The organism is Paenibacillus sp. FSL L8-0644, from assembly GCF_038008165.1.
Classification (GTDB): Bacteria; Bacillota; Bacilli; order Paenibacillales; family Paenibacillaceae; genus Paenibacillus; species Paenibacillus polymyxa_D.
This window is the reverse complement of record NZ_JBBOYN010000001.1, coordinates 2,641,365-2,661,227: the sequence shown is the minus strand read 5'-3', so window position 1 is coordinate 2,661,227 and position 19,863 is coordinate 2,641,365. Positions and strand designations below refer to the sequence as shown.

General features: G+C 49.8%; 18 protein-coding genes and 1 pseudogene. 1 reads left to right on the top strand and 18 read right to left on the bottom strand.

The window, feature by feature from the left end; translation table 11 throughout:
* The first annotated feature begins 22 nt into the window (after window positions 1-22).
* Window positions 23-2,218 (top strand): alpha-galactosidase, encoded by a 2,196-nt coding sequence (locus tag NSS94_RS12025; RefSeq protein ID WP_341039357.1) that lies wholly within the window; start codon window positions 23-25, stop codon window positions 2,216-2,218.
* A 168-nt stretch (window positions 2,219-2,386) separates the two neighbouring features.
* Here the strand turns inward: NSS94_RS12025 and NSS94_RS12020 are convergent, their stop codons facing one another.
* From NSS94_RS12020 to NSS94_RS11935, 18 genes and pseudogenes are all read right to left on the bottom strand, one after another.
* The gene (locus NSS94_RS12020; RefSeq protein ID WP_069011442.1) at window positions 2,387-2,611 is read right to left on the bottom strand and encodes a PTS glucose transporter subunit IIA; all 225 of its coding nucleotides are present in this window, start codon (window positions 2,609-2,611) and stop codon (window positions 2,387-2,389) included.
* 9 nt (window positions 2,612-2,620) lie between these two features.
* Window positions 2,621-3,217, bottom strand: coding sequence for a hypothetical protein (locus tag NSS94_RS12015; RefSeq protein WP_340955401.1), 597 nt, complete (start codon window positions 3,215-3,217; stop codon window positions 2,621-2,623).
* A 42-nt stretch (window positions 3,218-3,259) separates the two neighbouring features.
* On the bottom strand, window positions 3,260-4,714 hold the full coding sequence (locus NSS94_RS12010) for a sucrose-specific PTS transporter subunit IIBC (RefSeq protein ID WP_209950298.1): 1,455 nt from the start codon (window positions 4,712-4,714) through the stop codon (window positions 3,260-3,262).
* 540 nt (window positions 4,715-5,254) lie between these two features.
* A complete protein-coding gene (locus NSS94_RS12005; protein ID WP_341040408.1) occupies window positions 5,255-5,395 on the bottom strand; it encodes a terminase small subunit in 141 nt (46 codons plus the stop codon).
* 93 nt (window positions 5,396-5,488) lie between these two features.
* Window positions 5,489-5,683 (bottom strand): terminase small subunit, encoded by a 195-nt coding sequence (locus NSS94_RS12000; protein WP_341039356.1) that lies wholly within the window; start codon window positions 5,681-5,683, stop codon window positions 5,489-5,491.
* Window positions 5,684-5,941: 258 nt separating this feature from the next.
* Window positions 5,942-6,070 (bottom strand): annotated as a pseudogene (locus tag NSS94_RS11995) (tyrosine recombinase XerS); the annotation flags it as partial.
* A gap of 75 nt (window positions 6,071-6,145) precedes the next feature.
* Window positions 6,146-6,844: a respiratory nitrate reductase subunit gamma gene (gene narI, locus NSS94_RS11990; RefSeq protein WP_069011446.1), complete on the bottom strand. Its 699-nt coding sequence runs from the start codon at window positions 6,842-6,844 to the stop codon at window positions 6,146-6,148.
* A gap of 2 nt (window positions 6,845-6,846) precedes the next feature.
* Window positions 6,847-7,515 carry a nitrate reductase molybdenum cofactor assembly chaperone gene (gene narJ / locus NSS94_RS11985; RefSeq protein ID WP_340955397.1) on the bottom strand — a complete coding sequence of 223 codons (669 nt, stop codon included), beginning with the start codon at window positions 7,513-7,515 and terminating at the stop codon, window positions 6,847-6,849.
* Entirely contained in the window at window positions 7,502-9,016 is a 1,515-nt protein-coding gene (narH, locus tag NSS94_RS11980) for a nitrate reductase subunit beta (protein WP_069011448.1), read from the bottom strand. Before narH ends, narJ begins: the two co-directional genes overlap by 14 nt.
* The gene (locus NSS94_RS11975) at window positions 9,006-12,692 is read right to left on the bottom strand and encodes a nitrate reductase subunit alpha (protein WP_341039355.1); all 3,687 of its coding nucleotides are present in this window, start codon (window positions 12,690-12,692) and stop codon (window positions 9,006-9,008) included. The genes narH and NSS94_RS11975 overlap by 11 nt, the downstream gene beginning before the upstream one ends.
* Window positions 12,685-12,966, bottom strand: coding sequence for a hypothetical protein (locus tag NSS94_RS11970; RefSeq protein WP_029515295.1), 282 nt, complete (start codon window positions 12,964-12,966; stop codon window positions 12,685-12,687). The genes NSS94_RS11975 and NSS94_RS11970 overlap by 8 nt, the downstream gene beginning before the upstream one ends.
* 52 nt (window positions 12,967-13,018) lie before the next feature.
* Window positions 13,019-13,345 carry a hypothetical protein gene (locus NSS94_RS11965; RefSeq protein WP_069011450.1) on the bottom strand — a complete coding sequence of 109 codons (327 nt, stop codon included), beginning with the start codon at window positions 13,343-13,345 and terminating at the stop codon, window positions 13,019-13,021.
* Window positions 13,335-13,775: a hemerythrin domain-containing protein gene (locus NSS94_RS11960; RefSeq protein WP_069011451.1), complete on the bottom strand. Its 441-nt coding sequence runs from the start codon at window positions 13,773-13,775 to the stop codon at window positions 13,335-13,337. Before NSS94_RS11960 ends, NSS94_RS11965 begins: the two co-directional genes overlap by 11 nt.
* Complete coding sequence (locus NSS94_RS11955) at window positions 13,757-15,343, bottom strand: nitrate/nitrite transporter (RefSeq protein ID WP_341039354.1); 1,587 nt, start codon at window positions 15,341-15,343, stop codon at window positions 13,757-13,759. The genes NSS94_RS11960 and NSS94_RS11955 overlap by 19 nt, the downstream gene beginning before the upstream one ends.
* Before the next feature lie 951 nt (window positions 15,344-16,294).
* A complete protein-coding gene (locus tag NSS94_RS11950) occupies window positions 16,295-17,176 on the bottom strand; it encodes an ABC transporter permease subunit (RefSeq protein ID WP_069011453.1) in 882 nt (293 codons plus the stop codon).
* Window positions 17,173-18,156: an ABC transporter ATP-binding protein gene (locus NSS94_RS11945; protein WP_318628308.1), complete on the bottom strand. Its 984-nt coding sequence runs from the start codon at window positions 18,154-18,156 to the stop codon at window positions 17,173-17,175. Before NSS94_RS11945 ends, NSS94_RS11950 begins: the two co-directional genes overlap by 4 nt.
* Entirely contained in the window at window positions 18,153-19,259 is a 1,107-nt protein-coding gene (locus NSS94_RS11940) for a hypothetical protein (RefSeq protein ID WP_341039353.1), read from the bottom strand. The genes NSS94_RS11945 and NSS94_RS11940 overlap by 4 nt, the downstream gene beginning before the upstream one ends.
* 28 nt (window positions 19,260-19,287) lie before the next feature.
* Complete coding sequence (locus NSS94_RS11935; protein WP_029515305.1) at window positions 19,288-19,806, bottom strand: sigma-70 family RNA polymerase sigma factor; 519 nt, start codon at window positions 19,804-19,806, stop codon at window positions 19,288-19,290.
* Window positions 19,807-19,863: the final 57 nt, after the last annotated feature.

Sequence of the window (19,863 nt, the reverse complement as noted above, 5' to 3'; positions counted from 1 at the left end):
TAAAAGGAGCACGATTTCACTTATGGGCATTCATTACGATGAGAAACGCATGGTATTTCACCTGCAAACCCCCGGTTCCAGCTACTGCATTCAGATTGTTCGCGACGGCTACCTTGGGCATTTATACTGGGGACGACGAATCGCCATCTACCAGGATTCTGTACCTTTTGATTTTATCGATCGGGGCTTTTCGCCGAATCCTGACCCTGCTGACCGAAGGTTCTCCTTGGACAACCTTCCGCAGGAGTATCCGGGTTACGGGAACGGCGATTTTGGCATACCCGCCTATCAGGTCGGCCAGTCTAATGGATCTGAAATCTGTGATTTCCGTTACCAGACTCATCGGATATTCGCCGGCAAGCCAAAGCTTCCAGGTCTTCCTGCCACTTACATCGAGAGGGAAGACGAAGCGGATACGCTGGAGTTTGTGCTTGAAGATGCACTGACCGGTCTGCGTGCTACCTTAATTTATACTGTCTTTAACAAATACGACGCCATCGCTCGGTCGGTTCGTTTCGACCATACCGGCTCCGACAATCTGGTCCTTCTTCGCGCGCTCAGCGCCAGTATCGATTTCAGAGATGACGAGTATGACATGTTGACCTTCTACGGTACGCATACCAATGAGCGAAATATTGCGCGGAGACCCCTTATGCCCGGCATCCAGAATGCGGAAAGCCGGCGAGGTGCCAGCAGTCCCCAGCAGAATCCGTTTCTGGCCCTGCTTCGTCCTGGCGCTGATGAAGACAATGGCGAGGTATACGCGCTCAATCTCGTTTACAGCGGAAACTTCATAGCCCAGGCCGAGGTTCAGCAGTACCGGACGACTCGGTTGTCGATCGGCATCAATCCGTTTGGCTTCTCCTGGCAGTTGGCTCCCGGAGAAAGCTTTCAAACGCCCGAGACCGTCATGGTATACTCTGCACAAGGCTTGGGCGGGATGTCCCGCGTCTTTAATAGGCTCTACCGCACGCGGCTCAGTCGCGGCAAATTTCGTGACGCCGAACGGCCGATTCTAATTAATAACTGGGAGGCCACCTACTTTGACTTTAACGCCGACAAGATCGAAGCGATCGCCCGCGAAGGGAAAGAACTTGGTATGGAGCTCTTTGTCCTGGACGACGGTTGGTTCGGCAAGCGGGACAATGATTTGAGTTCCCTGGGCGACTGGACCGTTGACCGTCGCAAGCTTCCGGAGGGGCTGGACAATCTGGCCCGGCGGATAACCGGAATGGGCATGCAGTTCGGTCTGTGGTTCGAACCGGAGATGGTCTCACCGGACAGCGAACTCTACCGGCGCCATCCCGACTGGTGTCTTCATGTGACAGATCGTCCCCACACGGTGGGGCGAAATCAGCTTGTTCTCGATCTGTCGCGGCGGGATGTATGCGACTATATTGTTGGAGCGCTGTCCGATATTCTGTCTTCCGCACCGATTACTTATGTCAAATGGGACATGAACCGCCATTTGACGGAGATCGGCTCTGCCCTGCTTCCGGCGGAGCGCCAGCGCGAAACGGGACACCGGTATATCCTCGGTCTGTACAGGGTATTGGACGAGCTCACTTCCGTCTTTCCGGATGTACTGTTCGAGAGCTGTTCCAGCGGAGGAGGGCGCTATGATCCCGGCATGCTCTATTACATGCCGCAAACGTGGACAAGCGACAATACCGATGCGATCAGTCGGCTAAAAATCCAGTACGGCAACAGTATGGTCTATCCGGCTGTGTCTATGGGCGCTCATGTTTCGGGTGTACCGAATCATCAAGTCAACCGGGTTACTCCTCTTGACACCCGAGGACATGTCGCGATGTCGGGAAACCTTGGCTACGAACTCGATCTTACCAAGATGTCGCCGCAGGAAAAGATAGCGATCAAGTCCCAAGTTGCGCTATATAAAGCAATTCGCCCCCTTATCCAATTCGGAGAATTTTATCGCATTTTAAGTCCGTTCGAGGGCAACGAGGTGGCCTGGGCCTTTGTTTCTGATGACCAGAGCGAAGCTGTACTTGCTTTCTTCCGAGTGCTGAGCCAGCCGGGTGAAAGGGTGCCTATTCTGAAATGCAAAGGATTGAATTCGCGTTACCTGTACCGCCATCACGAAACTGGAAAGATATACGGAGGTGACGAGCTGATGTACGCCGGTTTGACACTTCCAAGAATAAAAGGGGATTTTATCAGCCTGTTCTGGCGGTTTAGTAAGATCGACGAGCAATGAATGTATCAAAGCAAAAAAATTAGAAGTCCAACAGAAAGCAGGGCCTGAAATCATGAGATTTCAGGCCCTGCTCGCTATGCCCCTTCGCCGTGGTTATATTATTTTGAGAAGCAAAAATCAACTGGCAAATGTGCTGTAACAGCTTGCCGGTTCTCCGATAAATCCAAGCTACACCATCATTTTAAGTGAACACGAAGCAGTGGGGACACCGTCTACCACCCCAGCGCCTTCCATCGTCTCCACCGGTTTCACCATTTCCTGGTCGTCCGGGACCAACACTGGTGTGATCACCGGAAAGCCCGCCTGCTCGATTTCGGAAATATCAAATTCCAGTAGCTGTCCTTTCTTGATTTTGTCACCGGTCTGAACTCGTAGAGTAAACCCTCTTCCCATTTGTAAAGATCAATGGAGCGATAGAGCATGGCTCAGCCGGTAAGATTGGAACGTTGCGCTCCAAACGGCATAAAAGCAATCTTTCTGTTTCCATACTTTGGGGTCGCGACAATGATCGGTATACCCGGACGGAGGTCCGCTTATAACCGGGGAGGAGAACTTGTGTATACGTCCATCTCTCTCCATTTGAGCCATACACTGATAAGGCACTCGCTCCCAACTCTTATCATGTGTATTGCCGGTGTACCTGAGGTACAATCGCCCATTGTGTTCGATTGCACTGCCCGAGTATACTCCATGACTGTCAAAATCCCGGTCCGGTTTTAACGCCACTCCCCGGTTCGTCCAGTGAACGAGATCCCGAGAGCTGGTATGATACCAATATTTGAGACCATGCACAGTACCGAGAGGAAAACATTGATAGAACAAATGATACTCTTCATGAAAAAAAGCAAATCCATTCGGGTCGTTCAGCAACCCTGTCTCAGGCTGGATATGATACCCCTGGCGCCAGGGGCACCTTGCCACTCTGGCGGCCAGACCGGAGATTTCCTCCGTATTGGTATCTTCTAATCTTCTGTATCTCTCTTCTTTTATCCACTCCACAGCAACCTCCTTACTGCAAAATAGTTCCAAGCATGCTTAAACTTACGGTCGATCCGCTGCTTCGCTTGAAGTCTCCCCTGAGGCTGACGCATTTTTCCGCTTGCCCCAGAGCAGGGTGATGAGAAACGTAACCAGAAAGCTGATGCCCATGCCGATACAGAAATCAGCGATGGACTGTGGACGGATTGCGATAATACCGGGTAGCGCCGCCGGTCCCATTGAAATGGACAGCACATGTGCGTAAGCAATATAGGCGGAAGCCAGGCCGGAACCGATCATCGCAGCAATGAACGGGTAGCGAAGCTTCAGGTTGATTCCGAACATTGCAGGTTCGGTAATACCGAGCAGCGCGGATATGCCGGCAGCTGAGGCGATACTCTTCGTCTTGCTGTTGCGTGTGATGAGAAAGACGGCCAGCGTAGCCGCGCCCTGAGCGATATTCGCCATCGAGGCAATCGGAAGCAAGAAGGATCCGCCCGTCTTAGCAACGTCCGACAATAGTTGGGTATCCACAGCGAGGAAACTGTGATGCATTCCCGTTATGGCAATCGAAGAATAGAAAAAACCGAAAATACCTCCTCCAATGAAACCCGTCGTATCATAGAGCCAGAAGAGACCATCTGTCAGTCCGTTGCCCGCGGCGCGAAGGACCGGTCCAACAACAGCAAAGGTCAAGAGGCCGGTAACGAGGACAGACAGCAAGGGAGTCAACAGATTATCAAGATAAGATGGAATTACCTTTCGCAAATTTTTCTCGATTACCGATAAAATATAGGATACGGCCAGTACTGGCAGAACCGTTCCCTGATAGCCAACCTTTTCGATTGAGAAACCGAACAGTTGCCAGGTGGGTACTGTCCCATCTACAAGTGCCTGGCCGTAGCTGTAACCATTAAGCAGATCGGGATGAACCATAATCATGGCCAGCGCCGCACCCAAATAAGGATTTCCACCAAACTTGCGAGTGGCCGAGAAGCCGATCAGGATGGGAAGGAAAACAAAAGGAGCGTTGGCGAATAAATTAATAATGCTTGCCCAATCGGCAATACCAGGGTACATTTCGACCAGAGACCTGGGACCAAACAGATTGCTGGCAGTCAGAACATTGTTGATCCCCATTAATAGACCCCCGGCAACAATCGCCGGAATGATCGGAACAAAAATGTCGGAAAGTGCTTTCACAAGTCGTTGAAGCGGATTCATTTTAGCTGCTCCTGCCGTCTTTACATCGCCGGTGGACATTTCTCCGAGACCCGTAAGTTTGGCGAACTCGCCATACACGTTATTTACAATCCCGGCTCCAAGGATAATTTGATATTGCCCTGCTATAGAAAAAGTCCCTTTAACAACGTCCATTTGATCAAGCGCTTTTTGATCAAGCAAAGATTCATCTTCAAGAACGAGCCGCAATCGCGTCGCACAATGAGCAGCTGCCGTTATGTTTTCCTTACCTCCCAAGGCATCCAGGATGTCAGCTGCAACTTGCTTGTAATCCATATTTCTCTCCTCCTAATATTATGAAACCGGTTCCAATTTAATTAAAAAAATGCTCGTTACCGACATTGGCCGGTAATTTTTGTTCGAAAACAACTGCCCTCCTATTACTTTCTCCGAAGAAGGTTATTGCCCTACTTCACCACTTCTCGCTCCCTTCAATAAGCCCCTTTTGACCACCCGTAGGATTGGATAGACATACAACCCTTGCCATAGGAAAAAAATTGCTCAATTCAAAATGTTTGTTTTATATTAAATTTTGTAAGGGGGCTGTTATTTGATAATAAAACACTATCCATGTCATCCTCAATGGTAAGTTAATGCGATGGCAGGGTAAAAAATTGCCCCTTCATTAACACAAAAATCCACCGCAGAAAATAAAGGGTCGTTGCTGCTTCCAGCCCGGTTTTCCCTACACCCTGACCTGAACAGACTGAAACACGAGGATTAAATCCATAAGAGTGCTTGCCTGCCAATCGTCAATTAGATCATCTTTCTCCCGTGACCTTTGCCCTTTCAAGCTCAAGTTTCTCACGCTGCATCTTAAGTTTTTTCGTCTTCAACCATCCGTTTATGTTTATCTGGTAACAAATCCATATATTTACTCAGTACGTCCAACGCCTTAGTTTTATCGTGTAGCTCTACACTTACTTCATCCTTACCCTGCTCGACTTCTGAAACCAGAGTCCATCAATTTCATCACTGTTCTTAAAGAGACATAATTATATCTGTACTCCTTCGTTTCTCCAGTCTCTGAATCAAGAACCGGTTCTCCTTCTAATCCAAGAACGTTTCTTCCTTTTGACCAAACTCCACGTAATCTGTAATGTCTGCAAAAGCTATCTTCATGTACTCCATCAGTACGCGCTGAGCATTGAATCCTACCTCATCAATCATAGATTCCTTAGTAAAGTTTTCTGAAACTAACCAATCAAAAAACATAATATAGTCATGGCAATAGTTCAGAAGCACTGATAAACCTCCCCACCTATAAGTTCATCACTTTGGTCGTTTGATCAATGATGAAACTGAAATCACCTCTTGCAAGTGGTGAATTATATATTATTATACAATTTTATCTATGTATTCCATAAAAGAATTCTCCTTGGACGCAAACCATCATTCTGAATCCATTACTATAGAAAAAAGCCGCCATTAAGGGCGACTTTCTACATCCTATGTTCTGTCCTCCAAGAGCTTCAATCTTAATTTGATCGCCCACCATCAATAAAGGTTGTTTTTCAATCTGGGCACATTAATGTTCTCTAGGTGATAACGGGTTGCAAATGAATGTCTCAGAGAATGCACGGATAAAGCTGGTTTTCCAAAAGCTGAAGCATATTTTTCAATCAGTTTCTCATTGGTTAAGCAGAGATGCTCTTCATGAACAGCTATTATTGTCATCAGAAATTTTCGTCCATATCGAAATAGAAATCAGGTTCTCTCCCGTTTCCGGTAACTGTTTCTGGAACGGTACTGCTGCGGAGATCTTGCCGGATAACGTGCGGGAAAAGAAAACATATGGACCAGATGGGTAAACGGTATGGAAGCGAACAGAAGAAACGCCAGGATGATGTGAAGCTGAAACACGAAAGGAACCATGTGCATCAACCCGTATTGCGGATTAAAGGTGAACAGGCTGCGAAACCAAGGCCCGATGGTCGTACGGTATTCATAGGCCACCACAGTCGTATTATACACGATGGTCATATAGGTACCGATGGCTGCGATGATCAGGACTAAAATCACTGCAAAATAATCACCAAAACCCGCATGGGCCCTTACCCGACGGTTAAGGATTTTGCGCATAAGCAGAAGAACCAGACCGATGACGACCATCAGACCGGCAAAGCCGCCCCCCGCGATCGCAAATATATGATAGGTCTCATCGGATATGCCGAAGAAATGATAAACACTGCGCGGGATCAACACACCCATGATATGGCCAACAAACGCGAAAATGATCCCGTAATGGAACACAGTCGAACCGATTCTGAGCCATCTTTTTTCAAAAATCTCCGTGGAAGGCGCCGTCCAGCTGACCTGACGAAAAGCAAACCGATAGAGCAAGCCAAAGATCATCACCGTCAAGGTGAGATAGGGAAACACGACCCACCAAAAGATACCAGTCATCATTATACCTCCATTCCATCGCACGTTTTGTAGACAGGTAAGCCCGAATCGCTACGAGCCGTACCGTCCATGCCAAACAGGATAGGATAAGGCAGTTCATCCAGATCGGCGCTCTCCCGCTTGCTCTCCAGCATGCGAATTTCTTCTTCCGTAGGGACCTCGAAAACATCGGTCATCAGAAAGTTCAACAACCTGGAATAGGGACTGTCTTCAGACAGATGCTTCCGAATCCGCTCTGTGGCTGCGGCCAGCCGGAGTTCAAGCGCGCGTACATGAACATTGTCGGACCTTACGGCCAGTAGCTCGTACAACAGCGGAATGAAGTCGCACAGCTCCCCGCTCGGCATCATAAAGCCCGCATCCCGGACAATATGCTGAAGCAAAATCAGAGCTGCCCCACGTTCCCGACTGTCACCCAATTCATGAGCGGTCAGATAGAGTCCGGTCTTTTCCTTCCAATCGAACGTCCAAACATAAATTTCCTGAAGCTCCTTGGGAGGAACCGAGAAGATAGCCTCGGCCGCCTGGCCAAACCTGCTCGCCAGCTCATTATCTTTCATTTCCTCTTGGACAGCTGCAAGCAGTTCCTCCTTCATTTCCTGAAAATCCTCACCGGGATATCCTAGCAATCTGGCGCAGGCCGCCAGCAAAACGGGCTTATGTTCCATCATCCATGTCCTCCCTTGCGAAAAGATGTGACGTGACCGCGCTTGACGGGGTAATGGATTCAATGCTGCAGGCCCCCTGCTTGTAATGAAGCTCTTTCGCGCCATCCATTTCCCTCCGAGCGGTTGGGATCACAAACCTTTCGTTATATTTGGCAACAGCGAACAATCGGGTCATCTCTTCAATTTCCTCCACTGTAATTCCCGCCTCTCCCAAAAGCTGGCTGTGTCTGAGATCATCCATGCCGCCAACGGCTTGCTGCCGCCTATGTACACGCATGGCGGTCATTTTAAGCAACACTCTACGGATGACGGAGGTATCCCCTGCCGTAAGCAGAGATGCCAGATACTCCATTGGAATCCGCATTTGATCGACGGCGGGAATATAGTGATCGGTCTGAAGCTCGTCTTCTTCAATATGGTTCATAATCGGGCTAAGCGGTGGAACATACCACACCATAGGGAGCGTGCGGTATTCCGGATGAAGTGGCAGAGCAACCTTCCACTTCATGGCAAGCTTGTAGATCGGCGAGCGCTGTGCCGCATCGATCCAGGAATCGTTGATCCCGCTTCTTCTCGCCTCCTTGATCACTTCCGGCTCGAAGGGGTCAAGGAACACCGAAAGCTGGGATTCATACAAATCCTGCGGATTCTCCACGGAAGCTGCCGCCTTGGCTCGATCTGCGTCATAGAAGACGACACCGATATAGCGAATCCGGCCCACACAGGTTTCCGAGCAAATCGTGGCCATGCCCGCTTCTGTCCGCGGGTAGCAGAAATTGCATTTTTCCGCCTTGTGCGTATTCCAGTTGTAGTATACCTTGTGGTAGGGGCAGCCGTTGGTACAAAATCTCCACCCCCGGCAGGCGTCTTGATCCACAAGTACAATACCGTCCTCCTCCCGCTTGTACAAAGCTCCGGATGGACAGGAAGCCACGCAGGAAGGGTTCAGACAGTGCTCGCAAATGCGGGGCAGGTACATCATGAACGTCTTCTCATACTCCATGGCGATCTGTTCCTGAAGCTGCTTGACATTTGGGTCCAGCGGTACGATCTCGCTTCCGCCAGCCAGGTCGTCATCCCAGTTCGGGCCCCATTCCGGCTTGTCCATATATTCGCCGGTAATCAGTGATACAGGCCGGGCGACCGGAAGATGCTTCCGCTTGGGGCTATGAATCAAGTTATCGTAATCATAGGTCCACGGCTCATAGAAGTTGTCCAGACTGGCCATATTCGGATTGTAAAAAATATTCGCCAGCTTGGTGATTGGCCCCCCCGCCCGGAGTGCCAGCTTTCCGTTGCGCAGAACCCACCCGCCTTTAAATTTCCTCAGGTCTTCCCATGCCCGAGGGTAACCGGGACCCGGCCGGGTTTCCACATTGTTGTACCACATGTATTCCGTTCCGGGCCGATTGGTCCACGTGTTCTTGCAGGTCACCGAACAGGTATGGCAGCCGATGCATTTGTCCAAGTTCATGACCATGGCGACTTGCGCTTTAATCCTCAAGCCAGTCAACCTCCTTCAACGGTCGGATGATTGTCATCGTATCTCTCTGACTTCCTGTCGGCCCGTAGTAATTAAACCCGTAGCTCAGTTGGGCATAGCCTCCGATCATATGTGTCGGCTTCATCGTAATTCGAGTCACACTGTTATGGGTACCGCCGCGCTGCTTGGTGATAGAGGTACCCGGCACGCCAAGCGTGCGATCCTGGGCATGATACATATAAGCGATCCCCTCTGGAATCCGGTAAGTCAGCACCGCTCTTGCTGCGATGACTCCATTCCGGTTATATACCTCAATCCAATCGTTATCCTTGATCCCGATCGAAGCCCCGTCTTTTTCGTTCAGCCAGACGACCTGCCATCCGCGGAACAGCGTCGACATTTGATTGGTGTCGATGAACATCGTATGAATTCCCCATTTTTGGTGCGGGGTCAAATAACGGATCGTCATCGTTTTTCCATTCGCTGGCACTTCTTTCTCACCCTTAAAAAAAGGAACGTGCTCCAGCGGCGGCAAATAAAGCGGCAGCCCTTCACCGAAATCCAAAATCATCTCATGGTCCAGATAAAAGCTTTGTCTGCCTGTTAAAGTGCGCCATGGAATGCTGTACTCCGTATTTAAGGTAAAGGGCGAGTATCTCCGATTGTCCTTCTCCAAGCCACTCCAGACCGGAGTTGAGATCGTATGCCGGGGCTGAGCAGTAATATCCAGAAGTGTGAAAGCCTCTTCTTCCCGAGGTTTTGAGATGTCCTCCAGCTTTTTGCCGGTTTTGGTCTCTAACGAACGCCAGCCTTCCACGGCCCGTTCTCCGTTCGTGGCGCCAGACATCAGCAGAATCGCTTCGATTACCTGTTTATCCCGGAATAGATCCGGCTGTCCTTTGCCAATCCCCTCATGTTTCGATGCCCCCAGCCGCTCCATGAGCTGGCCGTACACCTTGTCGCCGGGAATTTTAATCCCCTTTGTTCCATAGCCCTTTTTAATGTTCGGTCCGATGGTAATCATTTTTCCATACACGTTCGGATAGTCACGCTTCACCAATAAAAAATGGGGCATCGTTTTGCCGGGCACTGCCTCCGTCTCTCCCTTGCGCCAATCGCGGATTTTTCCGTGAACTTGGGCGATTTCATCTGGACTGTCATGTCCGAGCGGAGTCATGAGAACATCCTCGCAGGCTGGCAAATGTTTCTCTGCCAATTGGGAGAACGTTTTGGCGATTTCCCGAAAAGCGTCCCAATCGCTTTTGCTTTGCCAAGGTGGTTCAATAGCTGGATTAAACGGATGGACAAACGGATGCATATCGGTCGTGCTTAAATCGTATTTTTCGTACCAGGTCGCTGCTGGCAGCACGATATCCGAAAACAGCCCTGAACTCGTCATTCTAAAATCCATGCTGATGAACAAATCGGTTTTGCCTTCCGGCGGAACATCATCCGTCTTCACCGTCTCCGGCCGCCACGAATGGCTCGGGTCCGTCAACACCTGATTGTCCGTCCCGATCAAATGCTTGGCAAAGTATTCATGCCCTTTACCGCTATCGCCAAGCAGATTGGACCGCCAGTTGAAAAAGACACGCGGGAAATTGTTCGGATCATTGGGGTGCTCCACCGCAAAATCTAGCTCTCCCTCTTTAACCATTCTCGCAATTTCCTGTACGGCCTCCTGATCGTCCGAAAACCCTTTTTCTCGAACCTGTCTGGCCACATCGATGGAGTTCTGGTTGAATTGCGGGAATGAAGGCAGCCACCCGAGCCTTACGGCCAGAGCATTGACATCCGCAGGATGCATATGGTTAAACCGCCCGCCCCAGGATGGTTTCTGCTCCTCATTGACCTTGGCCTCATAGCGGAACTGCTCCGTCGCGAAGTAGAAGAAGGAGGTTCCGTTTTGTAAGCGGGGAGGCTTGATCCAATCTCCTGCAAATGCGATCTGCTGCCACCCCTCCACTGGCCTCACCTTTTCCTGACCTACGTAATGGGCCCATCCGCCGCCATTTACTCCCTGGGAGCCCGTGAGCAGAACCAAATTCAGAATGGAACGGTAGATTTGGTCGCTGTGATACCAATGATTCGTTCCTCCGCCCATGGCGATCATCGATTTTCCACCTGTCTTGGCCGCATTTTCGGCAAACTCCCTCGCTACCTGAATGCAATGAGATTTCTTGACGCCAGTAATCGCCTCCTGCCAAGCCGGAGTGTAAGGCTTCGGATCGTTATAATCGACCGGATAATCGCCTTGCAGTTGCTGTCTGGGTACACCCACATGAGCCATCATAAGGTCATAAACCGTCACGACTTTGAGCGTCCTGCCTTCCACACTCGGCAAATGCTTTACAGGAACTCCACGCCGAACTGTCCCTCCCTCCGATTCCACGAAATAAGGAAAGTCAACGAGAGCCACTTCATCCGCCGCATCAATAAATGACAGCAGAGGATCCACTACTGTCCCGTCGGGATTTTCGAGATCCAGGTTCCACCTGTTGTCCTGATCCCAACGGAAGCCCTGACTGCCGCTCGGAACCATCGGCGCTCCAGATACGGCGTCCCAGACTACCGTTTTCCATTCAGCCAACTCCTGGGCATCGCCCAAGTCGGAGGCCCGGAGAAAGCGGCCCGAGCGAAGCGCATCGCCATGTTTCTCTAGTATCACGAGGAAAGGCAGGTCTGTAAATTTTTTCACGTAATCCGTAAAATAAGGGACTTGCTGATCCACGTAGAATTCTTTAAGAATGACGTGGGTCATAGCCATGGCAAGCGCGGCATCGGTTCCGGCTTTAGCCGGCAGCCAAATGTCCGCAAACTTTTCATATTCGGCATAATCGGGGCTGACTCCGACCACCTTGGTGCCGTTATAACGGGCTTCCACCATGAAATGCGCATCAGGAGACCGGGTTTGCGGAATGTTGGTCCCCCAGATAATAAAATACTTGGAGTTATACCAGTCGCCGCTTTCCGGCACATCTGTTTGTTCTCCCCAAACCTGCGGCGAGGCAGGGGGAAGGTCTGCATACCAATCATAAAAACTGAGGATGGTCCCGCCAATCAGCGATAGGAAGCGTGTCCCTGCCGAATAACTCACCATGGACATGGCCGGGATCGGGCTAAAGCCGACGACACGATCCGGACCGTATTGTTGAATGGTATGGATAATAGAACTGGCGATCATCTGACAGGCATCATCCCAATCCGCCCGGACGAAGCCGCCTTTCCCTCTGGCCTTGACATATCTGTCACGCTTTTTGGGATCACTGACGATGTTTTTCCAGGCCCTGACCGGGTCCTCCACAACTGCCAACTCCTCACGCCACATGTCGTACAAATCGCCGCGGATATAGGGATACTTCACCCGGATCGGGCTATAGGTATACCAGGAAAAGCTAGCCCCGCGCGGACAGCCCCGAGGTTCATACTCGGGGCTGTCGACCCCCGTGGTCGGATAGTCCGTTTTTTGTGTTTCCCAGGTGATAATGCCGTCCTTGACGTAAACATTCCAACTGCAGGAACCGGTACAGTTGACACCATGTGTCGACCGGACGACCTTGTCATGCTGCCAGCGGCCGCGGTATAGGCTCTCCCAATCCCGGGATCTGGGGCTCTCCTCGGTCCATCCCTCGTTAATGGCCTCTCCGCGTTTTAAGTATTTCAACGCTTCAAGCAGCTTGTTTTTATGTTCAGCCATTGCACAGATGCTCCTTTCCCTGCTGGTTTACCGGGTTAAACCTTTCCCCCGTCAGTTTAAAGCTGTCTTGTCCCAACTGAAGCTCTTCCATAAACACTTCCCAATCCGCTGCGTTGCAAGCCGCGATAATCAGGCGCTGAAGCTCGTTCAGATCCTGCAGCCGGCAGATTTGTTCTTGCACAGGCTGCGGCACTCCGCCGAATCTCATCTCAAGCAAGGCAAGCAAATCATTCCGATCATCCCGGACAAACTGTTCCGTTTCCACCTGATTCATCTGGTTCGCCTTCTTTCGTAGCTACTTTTCTACACTCATCTGCCGACCCTTGTCAGAATTTCATCATTTTAAAATAATCGGCAATCATCGATTTCTTAATCTTTTCCGCCGACTGTTTAAAAAAGGCCAAGACCTCCTCGTCGCCACCTTCCACCAATGCCCATAAAAATTTCCTGCTGGTGACCTGTCCCAATTCCTCTCCAAATCGGAGGTAGACGGTGATACCTTGAGCATCAGCCCGGCCACCCGCCTTCACATCATAAGGATGAAGGTGGAGCCTCTCGAGCTCTTGTACCAGTAGCCGATACAGCCTCGGCTCCACGGATTGAAGCGGTTTGTCGGGAAGCATCGCCGCCAGTGTATAGGTCTCATTTATCATGAAGCAGCCCCTCCACTTCTTTTTCCAGCATGTTCATTTCATCCCGGTTATGCAGTTCATCAACGACAATCAAAGCCTGAAAACGGGCAAGAAGCTCGCCTCCCACCTTGCCCTGCACCAGCAGTTCCTTAATCTCAGCGACAATTTCTCGCATTATTTGATGATCGCGAGTCAGAGAAATAATGACGTTCTTCAACTCCGGCTTGATGCCCACAGCTTCTACATATAATCCTTCCTCTTCGCTGGCCGCGTGCTGAAGCGTACGCCCCTCCCAATGCTCCACCGTGATGTAGGCAATTTCCTCCGCTTTGTCCAATTCACCTTTTTTTATACTTCGATTCAACAGCTCGGTAAGCTCTCTTGCTTCGCCTAAGGCCGCCTCATGAATCATCGAATGACTGTCCACATGTCTCAATGCGGGTCCTGACATGAAGCCCCCGCCTCCTTTCCTGTTGCTTTTTTTGAGAATTGATTTTCCAGCCTGTCGCCTTCACCTTCCCCGATTACGGAGTCAGAATGCGAAAGGTCGCTGAATATAGCCACATAATGGGTGGCATTTTGCTCGTTCGTGATCGCCGTTACGGAGAGCCACTCCCGAAAAACCTCCCCATTTGCCTTGCGGTTGACGATCTTTCCCTGCCATTTTCCGGTGGTCAGTAAAGTGTCCCAAAAGGCATTATAGAAAGAGCGATCATGGAAGCCGGAGCTGAGTATATTGGGAGTTTTTCCGATCACCGCTTCTTTGGGATATCCGGTGACCTCGGTGAAGGCAGCGTTTACGGTATGGATCACGCCCTTGGCATCAGTGACCATCACGGCATCGGCTGTGGACTTGATAATATCCGACGCAAACTCCAGCTTGTTGCTGAAAAATACCCACAGAACAAGTATCAGGCTGGCCAGCGAGGCTTCGGACAAGGCCATAAAGCCGATTGCGTAGTGGCCCGTCCACCCAAACAGCAGGGTAAGCAGCAGTGGAGGAAAAAAACCGCCCAGACCGCCCGCTGCAGAGACGATCCCGCTGGCGATGCCCCCCTGTTTGGAAAAGTAAAGCGGGACCAGTTTGAACACCGCGCCGTTCCCGATACCGGCGCACACGGCTACCATCAAACAACCCAACGTAAAAAGAGGCATGGTCAATCCGAAAGAGAGTAAAACTCCTGACAAGGTTAGGCCGGCAAACACGAACATAAGAACTACAAAAGGATTGGACTTGTCGGACAGTATCCCGCCTACTGGACGGAGAAAGGTAGCCAAGGCGATAAAACCCGCCGTCCTGAGTCCGGCATCCACCTTGCTTAATTCAAAATAGCTGACCAGAAAACTGGGGAGATAGATTGTAAAAGCTACGAAGGAGCCGAAGGTAATGAAGTAAAATATGCTGAAAAACCACAGCTTTTCGTTGCGATAAACCTGCTTGAGTTGATTCTTCCAGGAGCTTCGTACACGCTCTTCGCGCTTATCCCCTAAAAACAGATTCAGCAGAGCGAAAAGGGCAAGCAAAATCAAAAAAAGCTGAAGGGCTCTTGACCAGCCGATCGCATCAGCCACCCACGGTGCGCCAAAGGTAGAGATGGCCGTACCCAGGTTCCCGATCCCGTATATCCCATTGATGGTGCCCTGCTTTTCTTTGGGATAATATTGAGGCAGTGAAGTCACACCGATCGAGAACGTAGCCCCGCCTATCCCAAGAAAGAAGCCCCCAACCGCCAAATCCAGAAAAGTATTGGCCTGGCTCAAATAGTAGACAGGAACAAGCAAAATCAAGAAACTGACTGTATTCATCAGCCTTGCCCCGAAGCGGTTGGTCAGAATCCCCGCCGGAATTCGCAGCAAAGAGCCCAAGATTACCGGGATCGCGGTAGACCACGCTCTTTGCCCAGGCGTCAGCGGAATATCCTGACTTATGTAAGAAATCAGGGAAGAGATCAAGACCCAGGCCATAAAGGAGACAACCAGACTAAGGGTTTGCAATGGCAACTGAATTTTTTTTACCATGTATAGCTCCCCTTTGGAGATTATTCGAATTGCAACTATAGGATATAATATCCATTTTTGACAAACTTCTGGCCTTTCAAACATTTGATTTGGGGAGATAACAAATGACGGCTCACTTGCAACCTGTGATGGAAGGATGCTTGCCATGATCGGCTACGATGTGGAAAAATATTTTCGGAAGATGCTGTAGCTGGCGGGCAAAAATCAGGTCAACTTTTTATGTAGAGCAATTGCATTTGTATTTTATGAAGCTCAAGCGATTAATAGTTTTTCCACGTCCATGACCAGTTCTTCGCCTGTCATATTTGAATACTTTTGGCCAAATAGAAATTCTAAACCACTGTCTTTTTCTATTGTACAGGATGAAAAACTCCAACTTGACATGGTTAATCAAAATAGTAGGTTTCTATTGATTGTTACGCTGGAAAGATAAGCATCGTTTGCAGAAATGGGCATATACCCAGGTGATTTTCAAAATAAAAAAACGCTCTAGGTTATCCTAAAACGTCTTTTGAAAATAGAAATATTATCCATAGAGGTCAACATCAAATGATTAAAGTTTGAGCTTGTACCCGATGCTCTCTAACGGGTAACATCAAACTGTAATTAAGATGCATATTGTCAGAATAGTAACTAGCAGCAGTCCATCTTGTTCTGCCCCAATTAAAATATTATTATCGCTGTGTAGATATGGTTGCAATAATGTCGTTATCACCTTCTTTAGACTTGGAGACCTTAGCGCCCTTTTTGATCGCTTTAAGCGTGATTATGGCGTAAAGACGAGGCTGAAACTAATGAACGATCGAAATAGATAAACAGACTCATAGATTCATTTATTGGAATAAAGCAAGCAATTTGGCGGTCTTTTTAGACCACCTTTTTTATTCTCAGAAGGTCTTTTAAAACAATTTTTTTGAATGGCTGCTGAAGTCTGAAACTTCAAAGTAGAACCTATAAATCCTTGCGGACAAAGCGGCGCAGCCCGAGTCCAAAGAGCACAGCCGTGTAAAATGCCGCGTATATCAAAAAGGCTGTTGAAGGAATCTCGCCGATACCAAACGGTCCACTTGTGCTTACCGGGATGAGTCCATTAATATTCTCAAAGCTGAACAACACTGCCTGCATTTTACGCTGCAGTCCATCGGCAGGCATGATCAGGGACAGGACACCCGTTATATTGTTCAGGGTCTGCATGGGACCTGACTCCAGACCCACAGAGCCGATGATTTTTCCAACCATGCCACCGAGCCAACCAGCCCCATAAAGCATCGTCATGACGACACCATTCGCAACCGATGACAAATAGCCGGATCCGAACATGGACACGGTTACAAGCAAGGGAACGACTGAAGCAAATAGCAAAAAAGACTGCACCAGCACTACCGGATCACGCGGGATCGAAGCATGCACATCGGTGATCCACAAAATCAGGCTGTACAATACCAAGGCATAGATTACACCAAGCGAAACATAGCCCAGCCAGCGGCCCGTATACCATTTCCACCTCGGAATCGGCCGTGGCAGCATCGCCTGCATGACCCCCTGCTCCGCCTCACCCGCAATCGTGGAAAATGAGCTGAAAATCGCTAAAAAGGCGAGTACAAAACTTGCGAAGAAAAAACCGAGCATCAAAATGAACATCCCGAGCGTAAATTCCTGGATCATAGTTTCATTATTCGTACCGCCTGTGATCACCCTAGAGGTAGAATCTCCTGCGATGGCGCCGGCAATAAACCAAAATCCCAGCAGGAATACAACAGTTAATAAAAGTGTCAGCAGGAGGACCCGTTTGCGCAGTAGCTCCTTCCAGGTCATGGTCCAAATAATCCTCATTCCAGTTCCCCCCTATGATTCAGCCCTGCAACAGCCTTCATGAACCACTCTTCAAGCCGTTCTCGAACTTTGGTGACTTCATATAACGTCATCCCCTGTCCGATCAGCAACGTATTGATCCAGCCTGCCTGTTCTTCGCTCTCCAGTTCCGCTTCAAGCCAGACGGTATCATCTATGCCCCTCTCTCCTGTAAATCCGCCTTCGGCTTTTCCATCTGTTATTACTCGAAAGCTGAGCTCTGTCGTATCCATAAGCCAGGACAGCAAAAAAGGCGAAAATCCGCCGACTTTAAAACGCCAGCAGACTCGCTTCTGGAGCATTTCGGCTACCCGCCCATGGCGGAGAACCTGTCCGTTATTCAAGAGTGCCATTCTGTCGCATAATACTTCCACATCCTCAAGCAGATGGGAGTTTAAGAAAATCGTTTTCCCCTGCTGCTTCAGTTCCTCAAGTATATTACGTACATGCATTCGTCCAACCGGGTCCATGGCGGAAGAAGGCTCGTCAAGAAAAATCACGGCCGGATCATTCACCAGCGCGCAAGCCAGTCCAAGCCGCTGCTGCATGCCTTTGGAATAATGCTTAACACGGTCCTTCCCCCGCTGACCCACACCTACCATGTGCAATAGCTCAGGAACTCTCTTGTCGATCACCTGCTTGTCCAAACCGCATAATCGCCCATGCAACCGGACGACCTCATCACCTGTAAGCCATTCCTGATACCGGTACAGCTCGGGAAGATACCCGATTTGCCGTTTCGCTTCGAGCGTTCCGATGGGTGCACCCATCAGGGTTGCTCCTCCGGCCGTCGGATGGATGAGCCCGACCAGCATTTTCACAAATGTGCTTTTCCCGGCTCCATTGGGGCCGAGGAAGCCAAAGGCTTCCCCTTTCCCTACGGTGATGGTCACGTTGCGGCAGCCGCGCCCGTTGCTGTATTCCTTGGTTAATCCTTTAGCGTCGATTGTCGGCTTACTCATGCCTCAACCAGCTCCTTAAGCTTGTTCATGAAATCAAACTCTGACTCATAGGCGCTCCCACCTTCAAAGGAAAAGAACTGTCCGTCTTTGATCCAGATAGCGGTACGATTCGTCATTGAGCTGTACTTCATGTTTGTAACCAGAACCTTGGTTCCTCCAACGGTAATCTCAGAAGTTTCAGCACTTTTATTAACCACATATGGCATAGGAATGGAACCTGCCAGAATGCGGCTGCGCTTTACCTTCTCTTTCAGATCGGAAGGCAGAATCGGAAGCTGAAGAACGGCATCCACCGCTTTTTCTGTATCAACGGACGGATCTACCGTAATTTCTGGAGCCTGCATCTGTGTCAGAGTTGCCCAGTGGTCCTGATCGGTACCCAAATCGTAATTTACGCTTTCATGTGTACTAAACGCTATTTCTTTACCGTCCATCGACTCCGGCAGCAGCTTCGTTGCCCCTACACGCTGCATAGCTTTATTGAGCTCATCCACATTCAGCATCATTGTAATTTTTTGCGAAGGAGTAACGTACACACTTTCCTTCGTTCCGGCCACATTTACTGGAAGAAGCTGATATCCGAGCTTAGAGACGGCTTGTTCACGCGTAAAATCCCCCTGTACGTTTCCGCTTTCCGATGTAAACTGGCCAAAGGTGTTTTCTATGTCGGCCGATTTTCCCGGAACCAGCTGATTAAACATACCTTCGAGCGTGCTTTCGTCAACTGTAGCGATATCCTGCACCCGGAATTGATTTAAAAATGCCGCCAGCGCGTTATTTCCCACAGGGGTTGTAAGTACGACGCCAAAGATAACGGCTGTCGCCACCGCTGCGGCCCACTTTCGGCCCTTGCCTGCTCGCCGGCGGAAAGAAGCAACCGGAGCCGGAGCATCAACTTTCAAACTGGATTCCGAATCCTGAATTGCAACTGAGTCCGCTGGCGGCCTAAGGGCATCGGCAAGCCTCAGAACGTCCTCTTTGTCATTTGCGTCCCTGGTCTCCCACTTGGCGTTTACCGGCTCCATGGCCAGCTTCTGTAGCAACCTCTCCCAGGCTTCATGTGTACTTTTGTCAGCTTCTGAATGCTGCAATTTAGTTGTCATATCATTTCAATCCTTTCCGAATATTTGATTAGTCCTGCCTTGCTATAGCCTTGCTGGATGTGGCCTGCAGCTTGCGTGTCGCTCTTTGGAGCAGACTGCCTATTAGCGGCGACCTGACATTAAGCTCTTCCGCGATCTCCGCATAGCTGTAGCCGGAGTAGCGCAGAAGCAGCGCTTGGCGGTCTCGTTCGGGCAGTCTGTCCAGCCAAGCCTGAACCTCTTCCTGATCCAATCGACGCATCAGCGCCTCTTCGCCGGATTCAGAAGCGACTTCCCCTTCATACATTATCTCCTGCTTATTCTGCAGCTTTCTCTCTCTTGCTCTCTTCTCTAAATAATCGTATCCGATTCTTGTCAGTACCCGGTGTAGCCATGCCCCCAGGGTTGCCGGGTTGTCCGGCGGATTTCTGTACAGCCGCAGAAATACTTCTTGCGCCAGATCGTCGGCTGCTGCTTCATCTCGCACAAGCGCAGCCAGTTTTCTGCGTACGGTTGGATAATGCTCATAAAATATGTTGCGGAATGGTGAGGATTCCGGAATACTCATTTTGTAATTGCCTCCTTTTAAGCTGCAGCTATTAGGAAGACGAACCTTCTTCCTTTT